At 64.3% G+C, this 12,955-nt stretch carries 12 protein-coding genes; 5 read left to right on the top strand and 7 right to left on the bottom strand.

The genetic code is table 11. The features are described 5' to 3' along the window. The first annotated feature begins 386 nt into the window (after positions 1-386). Positions 387-1,064 carry a hypothetical protein gene (locus tag ACGYLO_RS05170; protein WP_271687914.1) on the top strand — a complete coding sequence of 226 codons (678 nt, stop codon included), beginning with the start codon at positions 387-389 and terminating at the stop codon, positions 1,062-1,064. Position 1,065: 1 nt separating this feature from the next. Here the strand turns inward: ACGYLO_RS05170 and ACGYLO_RS05175 are convergent, their stop codons facing one another. Genes ACGYLO_RS05175 through proS form a run of 4 tightly spaced genes read right to left on the bottom strand, consistent with a single transcriptional unit; the run spans position 1,066 to position 4,947 of the window. Beyond that, on the bottom strand, positions 1,066-1,749 hold the full coding sequence (locus tag ACGYLO_RS05175; RefSeq protein WP_271687915.1) for an ABC transporter ATP-binding protein: 684 nt from the start codon (positions 1,747-1,749) through the stop codon (positions 1,066-1,068). Then, positions 1,742-3,037: a lipoprotein-releasing ABC transporter permease subunit gene (locus tag ACGYLO_RS05180; protein ID WP_271687916.1), complete on the bottom strand. Its 1,296-nt coding sequence runs from the start codon at positions 3,035-3,037 to the stop codon at positions 1,742-1,744. The genes ACGYLO_RS05175 and ACGYLO_RS05180 overlap by 8 nt, the downstream gene beginning before the upstream one ends. A gap of 54 nt (positions 3,038-3,091) precedes the next feature. Continuing rightward, complete coding sequence (locus ACGYLO_RS05185; RefSeq protein ID WP_271687918.1) at positions 3,092-3,598, bottom strand: DUF2937 family protein; 507 nt, start codon at positions 3,596-3,598, stop codon at positions 3,092-3,094. Between the two features lie 8 nt (positions 3,599-3,606). After that, on the bottom strand, positions 3,607-4,947 hold the full coding sequence (gene proS / locus ACGYLO_RS05190; protein WP_271687920.1) for a proline--tRNA ligase: 1,341 nt from the start codon (positions 4,945-4,947) through the stop codon (positions 3,607-3,609). 201 nt (positions 4,948-5,148) lie between these two features. Here proS and ACGYLO_RS05195 point away from each other — a divergent pair, with 201 nt between their 5' ends. The 4 genes from ACGYLO_RS05195 to ACGYLO_RS05210 all read left to right on the top strand — a co-directional run bounded on the left by ACGYLO_RS05195 (position 5,149) and on the right by ACGYLO_RS05210 (position 10,816). Then, entirely contained in the window at positions 5,149-6,231 is a 1,083-nt protein-coding gene (locus tag ACGYLO_RS05195) for an AI-2E family transporter (protein WP_067265471.1), read from the top strand. A 1-nt stretch (position 6,232) separates the two neighbouring features. Next, positions 6,233-6,913: a DnaA ATPase domain-containing protein gene (locus tag ACGYLO_RS05200; RefSeq protein WP_271687921.1), complete on the top strand. Its 681-nt coding sequence runs from the start codon at positions 6,233-6,235 to the stop codon at positions 6,911-6,913. Between the two features lie 61 nt (positions 6,914-6,974). After that, positions 6,975-9,149, top strand: a complete 2,175-nt coding sequence (locus ACGYLO_RS05205) for an RNA degradosome polyphosphate kinase (RefSeq protein WP_209219043.1) — start codon at positions 6,975-6,977, stop codon at positions 9,147-9,149. A gap of 83 nt (positions 9,150-9,232) precedes the next feature. Then, positions 9,233-10,816 carry a Ppx/GppA family phosphatase gene (locus ACGYLO_RS05210; RefSeq protein ID WP_271687922.1) on the top strand — a complete coding sequence of 528 codons (1,584 nt, stop codon included), beginning with the start codon at positions 9,233-9,235 and terminating at the stop codon, positions 10,814-10,816. Here ACGYLO_RS05210 and ACGYLO_RS05215 read toward each other — a convergent pair. The 3 genes from ACGYLO_RS05215 to ACGYLO_RS05225 all read right to left on the bottom strand — a co-directional run bounded on the left by ACGYLO_RS05215 (position 10,813) and on the right by ACGYLO_RS05225 (position 12,937). Further along, positions 10,813-11,178 carry a hypothetical protein gene (locus ACGYLO_RS05215; protein WP_271687923.1) on the bottom strand — a complete coding sequence of 122 codons (366 nt, stop codon included), beginning with the start codon at positions 11,176-11,178 and terminating at the stop codon, positions 10,813-10,815. The two genes, ACGYLO_RS05210 and ACGYLO_RS05215, sit on opposite strands and share 4 nt — an antisense overlap. Positions 11,179-11,255: 77 nt before the next feature. Beyond that, positions 11,256-12,257, bottom strand: a complete 1,002-nt coding sequence (locus ACGYLO_RS05220) for an endonuclease/exonuclease/phosphatase family protein (protein WP_271687924.1) — start codon at positions 12,255-12,257, stop codon at positions 11,256-11,258. Then, positions 12,257-12,937: a molecular chaperone DjiA gene (locus ACGYLO_RS05225; RefSeq protein WP_067261634.1), complete on the bottom strand. Its 681-nt coding sequence runs from the start codon at positions 12,935-12,937 to the stop codon at positions 12,257-12,259. Before ACGYLO_RS05225 ends, ACGYLO_RS05220 begins: the two co-directional genes overlap by 1 nt. Between the last annotated feature and the right edge of the window lie 18 nt (positions 12,938-12,955).

Here is a 12,955-nt window from a genome sequence, read left to right on the forward strand (position 1 = left end):
CTTTTCTTAGGTGCTGGCAGGTCATCGTCGGCTCTAAGCCCAGCAGCATCAGCGCCCCTTCTTCCAAGAAGTAAGGCGTTTACGCTCAAATCGAAGTCATCTGAAAAACCAGCCCGGGACCCCGTCCCGGGCCGCGCCTGTCCGGGGCTCCGCCCGTTCAGACCTCAAACTCTCCCCCAGAGAGTTTGCGAGACGGTCTTCACCCTCCCCCACGGGGAGGGCGCACATGCGTGCACCCCGCGGCTTGCGCCGCCCTCCGGGCTGAAAAGGTCCACTGGACCTTTTCCAAGTAGCCCTCCGGCCCGAGGTCGGGCGCGGCCCTACTGTTTCGCGGCTGTCCAAACTTCCCCCTTGATCCACAGCCTGCCCCGCGCCTAACTCATTCCATGATCCGCGCACTTCTCCTCTGCCTCCTCCTCACCGCCTGCGGTCGGCCGCTGACGGACAACGAACGCGCCTATCTCGCCACCATCCACGGGCCCACCCTCAACTACGACCGCGTGCGCTTGCACGACGGCGCGCCCACCCGCGCGGTCACCTTCCGCCGCAAGCCGCGCCCGCGCACCACCTGCCGCGAGCGTATCCTGCCGCCGCAGGTGGGCGAGACCGTCACCTCGAAACCCGCCGCCGTGGCGCTCTTCAACCATGTGCTCTTCGACAAGGACTGGTACCTTGAGGATTACCTGCCCGACCATCCCGACCGCATCGGGCTGATCGCCGCCATGCTGCTGGCGCATGAGATCACCCATGTCTGGCAATGGCAGAACCGCGACCTCACCGGCTATTCGCCCCTGCGCGCGGCCTCCGAGCAGTTCTCCAGCCCGGACCCCTACCTCTTCGACGTGGATACCAAGCCGCGCTTCCTCGATTTCGGCTATGAACAGCAAGGCTCGATCGTGGAGGAATTCGTCTGCTGCCGCGCGCTCGACCCGCAGGCGCCGCGCACCAAGCGGTTGCATGCGATGCTGTCGGAGGTCATGCCCGTGGCCCCCCTGCCCCAGAGCCGCCCCTATGACGTGGGCCTGCCCTGGGACGGGGTCGAGTTAGAAAACATCTGCGGCTGAGTCAGACCGGCACCAACTGCCCCGCGTCGAGCCGGATTTGCCGGTCCATCCGGGCCGCCAGCTCGAGGTTATGGGTAGCGATCACCGCCGAAAGCCCGGTGCCGCGCACCAGCGCCATCAGCGCGGCGAAAACCTGATCCGAGGTCGAAGGGTCGAGGTTGCCCGTTGGCTCATCCGCCAGCAGCAGGCGTGGCGCATTGGCCAGCGCGCGGCAAAAGGCCACCCGCTGCTGCTCACCGCCCGACATGGCGGCGGGGCGGTGATCGGCGCGCTCGGCGATGCCGACCTGCGTCAGTAGCTCCCGCGCCCGCGCCTCGGCCTCCTTGCGCACCACGCCATTTGCCAGCTGCGGCAGCACGATGTTTTCCAGCGCCGTGAACTCGGGCAGCAGGTGGTGGAACTGGTAGATGAAGCCCACGTCGGCGCGGCGCACGGCCGTGCGGCGGCGGTCGCTCTGGCCCGTCAGGTCATCGCCCGCGATCTGCACCGTGCCGCTGTCGGCGGTGTCCAAAAGCCCCGCGATATGCAGCAGCGTCGACTTACCCGCCCCGGAGGGCGCCACCAGCGCGACCACCTCGCCGGGGGCCACCTCAAGGTCGATGCCGCGCAGCACCTGCACCTCGTTCGGCTTGCCGGGGTTGTAGGACTTGGAAATGCCGCTCAGGCGCAGGACGGGATCATTCATAGCGCAGGGCCTCCACCGGGTTCATCCGCGCCGCGCGGCGGGCGGGAAAGATCGTGACGACGAAAGACAGGCCGAGCGAGAGCGCCACGGCTGAGAGCACATCGCCCAATTGCAGTTTCGCGGGCAAGAAATAGATGCCGCGGATCGAAGCATCCCAGGCATTGCCGCCGCTGAGGTAGTTCACAAAGGCGAAGATCTGGTCGACGTAAATTGCAAACAGTACCCCCAGCACCACGCCCGCAATGGTGCCGATGATGCCGGTGAAGGCACCGCAGATGAAGAACACCCGCAGCACCGAGCCTTCGCTGAGCCCCATGGTACGCAGGATGCCGATGTCGCGGCCCTTGTTCTTGACCAACATGATCAGCCCCGAAACGATGTTCATCGCCGCAATCAGCACCAGCACGCTGAGGATCACGAACATGACCCGGTCTTCTATGTCGAGCGCCGAGAGGAAGGAACCCGAAGCGTCGCGCCAAGTCCAGACCTGCGCCCGCTCGCCCGCCGCCTGCATGAGCGTGTGCGCCATGGCGTCCACCCCCTCGGGATCCTCGACCATAACCTCCAGCTCATCCGCCACGCCCTCGCGGTTAAAAAAGCTCTGCGCCTCGGCAATTGGCAGGTAAACCCTTGTCTTATCAATATCGTAGCGCCCGGCAGAGAAGATATAGACCACCTCATAGGCATTGACCCGCGGGCTGGTGCCAAAGGCGGTCTTTACCCCATTGGGCGAGATCAGCTTGACGCTATCGCCCACCTGCACGCCCAAGGACTGCGCCACGCCGCTGCCGATGGCCATGCCATCTTCAAAACGCGTGATGTCACCGAAAGAACGCTCCGAAGGCTGGATGCCGGGGATGGTCATCAAATCGTCCGAAGCGATGCCGAAAACCTCGACCCCCGCGTTCGACTGGCGGCGATTGGCCATGACCTGTTGCCGCACCAGCGGGGCCACACGGGTCACGCCTTCGACGGCTGCCACCCGCTCGGCCATGGCCTCGTAATCGTCGATGGTGCGGTCGATCTGGCCGTTGGGCAGCACCTCTCCCATCGTGTAGACGGTGACATGGGCATTGGCCCCGAGGATCGTGTCGACGAACTCGGCCCTGAACCCTGAGCGGACCGAAAGCGTGGCGATCAGCGCGAAGACCGCCAGCGTGATGCCGATGAGACTGATCCACGTCATGACGCTGACGCCCCCTTCGGCGCGGCGGGCGCGCAGGTAGCGCCAAGCGATCATCCATTCAAAGGCCGCGAATGGGGCGGTGCGTGTGGGTTTGCTGGCCATGGGGGAAGGCTCCGGTCTGAGGTGCGCGCAACCTGAGGCTTTGCCCCACCAGGGTCAAGAACGCAATGCCCGGCGGCGGCGGAAGCGCGCGGGCCATGTGGGCAGCCATAGCAGCAGGCGGGTAAGACTGGCCCCCGCGATGAACCCCAAACCGGCGAAGAGCCATTCGGCCCGGCTGCGCGGGGCTGTGGGGGCAAAGCCGCGCAGGGCGGCGCGCAAGGCTTCGGCATCCGGGTTACGCCATAGCAGATAGCAACGCAGGAACGGGCCCGCTGATTGGAGCCTCGGCAATGTGGCCTCAAGCCACCCTTGCCGTTCGATGTTGCGGCGCATGTCCAAGCGCCGACGCTCCAGCAGCGCCGATCCACGCAGCCGCGCCACGGCGCCTTCCCGGTCGAGCCCCGCGGCCTGCGCGGCGGCATCGAAATCCGCCACGACTTTGGCGAGGCGCTGCTCTGCCGCCTCCAGTTGAAACACATAGGCCCGGGTGAACCCCGGGCCTTGTGCGGCAATGCCTGCGCTTACGATCCCACCGGCCAATGTCAGCGCCCGCAGGATCATCGCGGCCCTCAGACGATACCGGCGTAGATCTTGGCGATCTTCTCAACCGCCTGTTCGGGCGGCAGTTCCTCGCTCTCGCCCGTGCGGCGGCTGGTGAGTTCGACCACGCCGTTCTTCAGCCCGCGCGGGCCGACGGTGATCCGCCACGGCAGGCCGATCAGATCCATCGTGGCGAACTTCATCCCCGCCCCGCCCTTGCGGTCATCATAAAGCGGATCGAGGCCCAGCGCCTTGAGGCTCTTGTAAAGCGCGTCACAGGCCGCGTCGGCCTCCGCATCGCCCTGTTTGAGGTTCACGATCCCCGCGTGGAAGGGCGTCACCCCTTCGGGCCAGATGATGCCCTTGTCGTCATGGCTGGCCTCAATGATCGCGCCCAGCAGACGGCTGACGCCGATGCCGTGGCTGCCCATATGCACCGGCACCTGTTTGCCGTCCGGCCCCTGCACCTTGGCGTTCATCGCGTCGGAATATTTGGTGCCGAAATAGAAGATTTGCCCCACTTCGATGCCGCGGGCGCTGCGCTGGCGTTCTTCCGGTACCTTGGCAAATACCTCCGGATCATGGGTCTCATCCGTGCGGGCGTAGCGGGAGGTGAACTCCTCCAGCACCGCGCGGCAGGCGTCGTGATCATTGGGGTCGATCTCGCGGTCGCCGAAGGTCAGATCGGTGATCTCGCTGTCATAGAAAACCTCCGACTCGCCCGTTTCGGCCAGCACGAGGAACTCATGCGTGTCGTCGCCGCCGATGGGGCCAGAGTCGGCGCGCATCGGGATCGCTTGCAGGCCCATCCGCTCATAGGTGCGCAGGTAGCTGACCAGATGGCGGTTATAGGCGTGCAACGCGTCCTCTTTGGTGAGGTCGAAGTTGTAGCCGTCCTTCATCAGGAACTCACGCCCCCGCATCACGCCGAAACGCGGGCGGATCTCGTCACGGAATTTCCACTGGATGTGGTAGAGCGTCAGCGGCAGGTCCTTGTAAGAGCCGACATGGCTGCGGAAGATGTCGGTGATCATCTCTTCGTTGGTGGGACCATAGAGCATGTCGCGGTCCTGCCGGTCGCGGATGCGCAGCATCTCGGGGCCATAGGCGTCATAGCGGCCCGATTCCTTCCACAGGTCCGCCGATTGCAGCGTTGGCATCAGCATCGGGATATGGCCCACGCGCTGCTGCTCTTGGTGCACGATCTCTTCGACCTTGCGCAGCACCTTGTAGCCCAGCGGCAGCCAAGAATAGATCCCCGCGCTGGATTGCTTGATCATCCCCGCCCGCAGCATCAACCGGTGGCTGACGATCTGCGCCTCGGCAGGGTTTTCCTTCAGCACGGGCAGAAAATATTGGGACAGACGCATGGTGTTTCCTCATTGACGCATTGCCCCCTGACTAGTGCATGTCAAAGGGCGAGACAATCACATCGCAGAGGTCTGGCGGCCCGCCGGGCCAGTTCCACCACGACCCCGCTCCGCGCCTCTCACCCGCGCGCCACCCGCAGCCAAGGCTTGAAACGAAACGCCACATGGGCGATGTGATGGCATTCCCTGCCGGAGAGCGCCATGGCCCTGCCAATCAGAGACCAATTGAAGTACTGGGGCATCGCGGCAGCGGTGTTCATGGTGGCGCTGTGGTTCATCGGCGATGTGATGCTGCCCTTCCTGCTGGGCGGGGCGATTGCCTATTTTCTCGACCCCGTGGCCGACCGGTTGGAACGTTTGGGGCTCAGCCGTACGATGGCCACCGCCGTCATCACCGTGGTGGCGCTTTTGGTCTTCGTGCTGATGGCGCTTTTGGTGATCCCGACGCTGGTCAATCAGACCGTGAACTTGATCGAGACCGCCCCCAAGCTCACCCGCAATTTCACCGATTTCATCACCGACCGTTTCCCCTCTCTCTTGGATGACGATTCGACCCTGCGCACCTCGCTGACGACGCTGGGCACCACCATTCAGGAACGCGGCGGGCAATTGCTGCAAACCGCGCTGGCCTCCTTTGCCTCGCTGATCAACGTCCTGCTCCTGTTCGTCATCGTCCCGGTGGTCGCGGTTTACCTGCTGCTCGATTGGGACCGTATGGTCGCCGCGATCGACCGGCTGCTGCCGCGCGACCATGCCCCGACGATTCGCCAGTTGGCACGCGAGATTGACGCGACGTTGGCCTCTTTCGTGCGCGGCATGGGCACGGTCTGCTTGATCCTTGGCACCTATTACGCCGTGGCGTTGATGCTGGTGGGGCTGCAATTCGGCCTCGTCGTCGGCTTTGTCGCGGGGCTGGTCACCTTCATCCCCTACCTCGGCGCGTTGATCGGCGGGGCGCTGGCGATCGGTCTGGCGTTGTTTCAATTCTGGGGGGATTGGCTCTCCATCGGTCTCGTCGCGGGCATCTTTGTGCTGGGCCAAGTGGTCGAGGGCAACCTGCTGACGCCAAAGCTCGTGGGCAACTCGGTCGGTCTGCACCCGGTCTGGCTGCTGCTGGCACTGTCCGTCTTCGGCACGCTTTTCGGCTTCGTGGGCCTCTTGGTTGCAGTGCCCGTGGCCGCCGCCATCGGGGTGATCGCGCGTTTCGCCACGGCCCGCTACCGCGAAAGCGTGCTCTACAAAGGCCGAGAGCCTGAAACGACCGTCGACGAGGACATCCGCTAACATGGCCCACCAACTCGGGTTGAACCTGCCCAGCCGAACGGCTCTGGGCCGCGACGCTTTCTTTGTCGCCCCCTCCAACGCCATGGCCATGGCGATGATCGACGGCTGGCGCGGTTGGGCGGGCGGCAAGCTGGCGCTGACCGGGCCGCAAGGCTCGGGCAAGACGCATCTGACGCATGTTTGGGCAGACCTTTCGGGCGCGCGGATCATCAGTGCGGTGGATCTGTTGGAGGCCGACATTCCCGCCCTCGCCCGTGGCCCCGTGGCGGTGGAGGATGTGCATCTGATCGCCGGTGACGCGGCGGCGCAAACGGCGCTGTTCCATCTGCACAACCTCGTGCTGGCCGAAGGTCAGGCGCTGCTGCTCACCGGCACCGGGCCGGTGGCGCATTGGGGGCTCACCCTGCCCGATCTGGTCAGCCGGATGCGCGGCGCCACGATGGTCGAGATGGAGGCGCCCGACGATGCGCTGCTCTCGGCCCTGCTGGTCAAACTGCTGGCCGACCGGCAACTGACGCCCAAGCCGGAGCTAATCAACTACCTCATGACGCGGATGGACCGATCCTTTGCCGCCGCCATCGCGCTGGTTGACCGGCTGGATGCCGCCAGCCTTGCACAGAAGCGCCCCCTGACCCGCGCACTAGCCGCGCAGGTGCTGGACATCGCCCCGCCGCGCACGTGATACTGGAATAATTAACGCAAGCCTTCGCAAACCCGTTACATTCCAATGTCATGAGGCCCGCATGACCCAAGCCGATTTCCTGCAAGCGCCCTTTCCGCCCGCCACCGATCTGCCCGATCTCGACACCGCCGGGCCGGGCCGGTTCTTTAACCGTGAGTTGAGCTGGCTCGACTTCAACTGGCGGGTGCTGGAAGAGGCCGAGAACCCGCGCGTGCCGCTGTTGGAGCGGCTGCGCTTCCTGTCGATTTCGGCAACCAATCTGGATGAATTCTATACCGTGCGCGTGGCGGGCCTGCGCGAGCTTGCGCAGGCGGGCAACACCACCGCCGCCGCCGATGGGCTGAGCCCCGGTGAGCAACTGGTGTTGATCAACGAAGACGCGCGCAATCTGATGATGTCCCAGCAGCGCGTGCTGGTCGACCTCATGGCCGAGATGGACGCGCAGAACATCATGCTGGAGCGCACCGCCGATCTGACCGAGGCCGATCACAAACATCTCGAAGGGGTCTTCCTCAACCAAGTCTTTGCCGTCCTGTCGCCGCTGGCCATCGACCCGGCGCACCCCTTCCCCTTCATCCCTAACACCGGCTATGCGCTGGCGCTGCAACTGGAGCGGACCCGCGACAAACGCCCGCTACAGGCGCTGCTGCCGATCCCGGCGCAGATCGACCGTTTCGTCCCCCTGCCCGCCCCTGATGGCTGCCTGCGCTACCTGCCGCTGGAAGATCTGCTGATCATCAATATCCCCAACCTCTTTCCGGGCTACAAACTCAAGGCGCATTTCGAATTCCGCGTGCTGCGCGACAGCGATCTTGAGGTCGAGGATGAGGCCGAAGACCTCGTACGGGAATTCGAGGTCGCCCTGAAACGCCGCCGCCGGGGCGAAGTCGTGCGCCTGACCCATTCCGCAGGCGCGCCGGAAAAGCTGAAATCCGTCGTCATGCGCGAGCTCTGCGTGCGCCCCCAAGACGTGATCGAGATCGACGGCATGTTGGGCATCGCTGACCTGTCGAAATTGGTGACCGATGCCCGGCCAGACCTGCTCTGGCCGCAGTTTACCCCGCGCGTGCCTGAGCGGGTCAGCGACCATGACGGCGATATGTTCGCGGCGATCCGGCAGAAAGACATGCTGCTGCACCACCCTTACGAGACCTTCGACATGGTGGTGCGTTTCCTTGCCCAAGCGGCGCGCGACCCAGATGTGGTGGCGATCAAGCAGACGCTCTACCGCACCTCGCGCGACAGCCCCATCGTCAGCGCGCTTTGCGAAGCGGCGGAGGATGGGAAATCGGTCACCGCACTGGTCGAGCTGAAGGCCCGCTTTGATGAGGCCGCCAACATCCGCCAATCGCGCCGTTTGGAGCGCGCGGGCGCGCATGTGGTCTACGGCTTTCTCGATCTCAAGACCCACGCCAAGATCTCGACCGTGGTGCGCCGTGAGGGCGATCAACTGGTGACCTATACCCACTACGGCACCGGCAACTATCACCCGATCACCGCGCGGATTTATACGGACCTGTCGCTCTTTACCTGCGACTCGAGCCTTGGGCGCGATGCGACAAAAGTGTTCAACTTTCTGTCGGGCTACGCCCCGCCGGAGCAGTTAGAAAACCTTGCCATTTCGCCCACGACGCTCAAGCCGCGCCTGCTTGAGATGATCCGCGCCGAGGCCGAACATGCCCGCGCCGGACGCCCCGCCGTGATCTGGGCCAAGATGAACGCGCTCATTGATGCCGAGGTGATCGACGCGCTGTATGACGCAAGCCAAGCCGGGGTGGAAATCAGCCTCGTCATTCGCGGCATCTGCGGGCTGCGCCCCGGGGTGAAGGGGCTGTCGGACAACATCCGCGTCAAATCCATCATCGGGCGCTTTTTGGAACACAGCCGCATCGTCTGTTTCGGCAATGGCCACGGGCTGCCGCATAAAAAGGCACGGGTCTTCATGTCTTCTGCCGATTGGATGGGCCGCAACCTGAACCGGCGGGTCGAGACATTGGTCGAGATCGAAAACCCCACCGTGAAGGCGCAAATCACCAGCCAGATCATGGCGGCCAATCTGGCTGACGTGGCGCAAAGCTGGGTCATGGGGCCGGATGGTAAATTCACCCGCCCGGCGATCCCTGAAGGCACTTTTGCCTTCAATTGCCACCGGTTTTTCATGGAAAATCCCTCACTTTCAGGTCGGGGCAGCGCCGGGGCGTCGGATGTGCCAAAGCTAACCCATACCGAGGATTGACCGGCAAGCGCCCCTTTGGCAATTGACCTCACCGCCCCCCTGCGCCAATTATCCAGTGAAACGGATGGCCCGCAGGAGCATTGATGGCAGACCAGACCGACCCTTCCCGAGCCGCCCCCGTCCCTGAGACGGGCGTGGCGGAACTGGGCCTTTTCGGAAAACCCTTGTTTCAGGATCCGGGCGCGCGGGCGCTGGCCCGCGTCGGCGTGGTGGATGTGGGGTCGAACTCCGTCCGGCTGGTGGTCTTTGACGGCGCGGCGCGCTCTCCGGCCTATTTCTACAACGAAAAGATCATGTGCGCCTTGGGCGCGGGCATGGCCGAGACCGGGCATCTGTCCCCCGAAGGGCGCGCCCGCGCGCTCTCGGCCCTGCGGCGGTTCAGCAAATTGGCCGATGGCATGGGCCTGTCGGAGCTTACCGTCGTCGCCACGGCGGCGGTGCGCGATGCCAGTGACGGGCGCGCCTTCTGCGCCGATGTGCTGCGCGAAACCGGGCTCCGCATCTGGGTGATCGACGGCGAGGAAGAGGCGCGGCTCTCGGCGCAAGGGGTGCTTTTGGGCTGGCCCGGCGCTTACGGCCTTGTCTGCGACATCGGCGGCTCTTCGATGGAGCTTGCCGAAATCTCGGGCGGGCGCGTCGGGCGGCGGGTCACCTCCCAGCTTGGCCCCCTTAAGCTGCGCGACCTCAAGGGCGGGGCCAAGGGGCGGCACGCGCATATCAAAGAGGTCATCACCGGGCTTCAGGAAAAAATGGGCAGCCAGCGCGACCGGTTGTTCCTTGTGGGCGGCTCATGGCGGGCGATCGCGCGGATCGACATGTACCGCCGGGGCTATCCGCTGCATGTGCTGCATGAATACCGCATGACCGTGACCTCGGTTCGCGAGACGGTGAAGTTCATCCAATCCTCCGATCTGGAAGAGCTGCGCAATGCCTGCGGCGTCTCCGCCAGCCGGATGTCGCTGGTGCCCTACGCCGCCGAGGTGCTGAGCCGTCTGGTCAAAACCTTCCGGCCCAAGGACATCGCCATTTCCAGCTACGGCATCCGCGAAGGCATGCTTTATGAGCAGATGCCGCAGCGCCTGCGCGACCGGGATCCACTGATCGAAGCCTGCTATTTTGCCGAGGCGAAGGACGCGCGGATGCCCGGTTTCGGCAAGGTGCTTTATAACTTCATCCTGCCGCTCTACCGCTCTGCCCCCCACGCCCGTAGGCGTTTGGTCAAAGCGGCCTGCCTTTTGCATGATGTCAGTTGGCGCGCGCATCCCGACTACCGGGCCGAGACCTGTTTCGACAATGCCACCCGCGCCAATCTCGGTGGGCTGAAACACGCCGAACGCATCTACCTCGGGCTGGCCCTGCTGCACCGCTATTCCAACAAGCGTGAAAACACGCGTTTCGAAGACCTCTATGAAATGGTCGACGAAAAGACCCGGTTGGAGGCCGAAATCCTTGGCAAGGCCATGCGCTTTGGCGCGATGCTCTGGATGGACAAGGGCGAACAGCGCGGCGAATTGCGCTGGTTCCCCAAGAAGAAGCAATTGGAACTCTGGCTCACCCCCGACATGGTCCCCCTTTTCGGAGAGGTCGCAGAGGCGCGGCTGAACTCACTCGCCAAATCGCTTGAGGCAGAGGTGCATGTTCGCACCGGCAAACGCGCCGCGCGTTAAAGCTCGATCTGCGGCGCGGGTTCGGTTGGAGTCTCTGGCGGGACCATCGGGTGATCGGGCTTGCGGCGGATGATGATATCGCCGTTGGGCTGCATCTCGGGCGCTTGATAGGCGCTCCAATCCTCGACCTCGTCCAAAAGTTCCGTAAGCTTCGGCCCCATCTCCCGCGCGAAGTCACGCAGCGCGGGGCGCATGGCCTCGGTGAACCCTTCAAACCCCTCCATGACCGGGCCCATTTCATCCATGATCCCGTCCATGAACATCTGCGCGCCGCGCTCCATCAGGCCGAGACCGCGTTCTTCGGATTCTTCCTGCGCATGGGCTGCGAGGGGCAGTACCGCACAAAGGGCGATAAGGGGCATAAAGCGTGTCATAGGATTGAAGTAGGCGGCGCCGCGCGCATGTCCAGTCTTACGCCACGCCGCTGGCAGCCCCCCGCCTAAAGATCGACATCCAGCGTGACTGGGAAGTGATCCGAGGCGGCCAGCAGCGCGTCACGCAGGGCGACGTCTTGCCAGCAGGCCGGGTCATCCATCGGGTGCCAAATCCGCCAGCGGGCCGCACGGGCGGCGATCTGCGGGCTGACCATGATGTAGTCAAGCAGCGCCTGAAGATAGCGTTCCTCCGGCGCGATCCAGAAACGCGCGCTGGTCGGCGCGGCCCCCAAACGGCGGCTGAGCGCCTGTTTGGCATGAGGATCGAACAGCGCCGCCGCCCCCTGCCCCAGCACGATCTCGACCGAAGAGCGACCAAACAGGCTTTCGAATTCATCCAACCCCGGCCCGTCGTTCAGATCGCCCAAGACCATTATGGGCCGTTCCGCCGCCAAATGCATGTCGATCCGCCGCCTCAGCCAGATCGCCTGTGCCAATTGCTTGCGCCGGTTGGCAATGGCGATGCGCAGCACATCGGCCTCGGACTTGGCCCCATGGGGCGCTTTGGATTTGAGATGCGCGCCGATCATCTGGAAGGTGAAACCGGCCTGCGTGGTCACCTCCAACTCCAAGGGCGGTTTGGAAAAGACCACCGCGTCTTCGGTGGCATCCACGTCAAGGTCGATCCGCAGCGTCTGGTCAAAGCGCGGGGCATTGGTGGCACCCTGAGGTACATGGCGGGCGCTGAGCTTGTCGGGATCATAGAGCAGCGCGATCTCTTGCTCAGTGTCGTTGGAAAACCCCATGACAGCGGCCCGCGTGCGCAGGGAAAACCGCGCGGCAAAATGCTCAAGCGCCGCCACGGTGGATTGCCACCGCCCGTGGTTCGGCGCCTCGATCACCATGACCGCATCGGCATCCAGGGCGCTGAACACTTGGCCCAAAGCCGCCGTCTGCTGCGCACGGGTCACCTGATAGCGCGAAGACCATTCGCCATCGTCGTAGAGCTGATTGTCATCGTCAAAAAGGCTCGCGAACCACTCCACGTTGTAGGTCGCGATGCGCATCAAGCGTGTTTGCCCGAGAGCGTTTCCCACGCGCGGTTGATGTCGATCATGCGCTTCTCGGCCATCTTGATCGCCTCTTGCGGCAGCCCGCGCGCCACCAGCGCGTCGGGGTGGTTTTCACGCACCAGCCGCCGCCACGCGCGGCGGGCCTCTTCCAACGTCGCATTGGGGCCGATGCCCAGAACCGTGCGCGGCAGGGGCGAGCTATCGGGCACGAAACGCGCTTTGAGCGAGGCGAAAGCCTCTTCATCCATGCCGAAAATCGCGGCCACATCCTCAAGAAAGGCGTTTTCGTTGGGGTGGTAGATGCCATCGGCCATCGCGATGTGAAACAGCCCCTCCATTAGGTCATGCAGGGTCTGGGGCTGGTCGCTGAACATCCGCGCGATGCGGCGGGCGTAATCCTCGAAACCGGTCACGTCTTGGCGGGCAAGGTTAAAGACCCGCGCCGCCCCCTCCTGATCCGCTTCGGCGATCTGGAACACTTCGCGAAAGGCGGTCACCTCATCGCGGGTCACCAGCCCATCGGCCTTGGCCATCTTGGCGCCAAGCGCGATCACCGCGATGGTAAAGGCGACCGAGCGTTCGGGCGGGCTGCGCAGCCGGTCAAAGACAGCCGACAGCCCCTCGCCCGCGGTGAGGGCTGACAGAGCTTCGGAGATGCGCGTCCAGATCGACATGGGCTGACCCTTTGGTAT

This window comes from Sulfitobacter sp. 1A13353, from assembly GCF_043557255.1.
Classification (GTDB): Bacteria; Pseudomonadota; Alphaproteobacteria; order Rhodobacterales; family Rhodobacteraceae; genus Sulfitobacter; species Sulfitobacter faviae.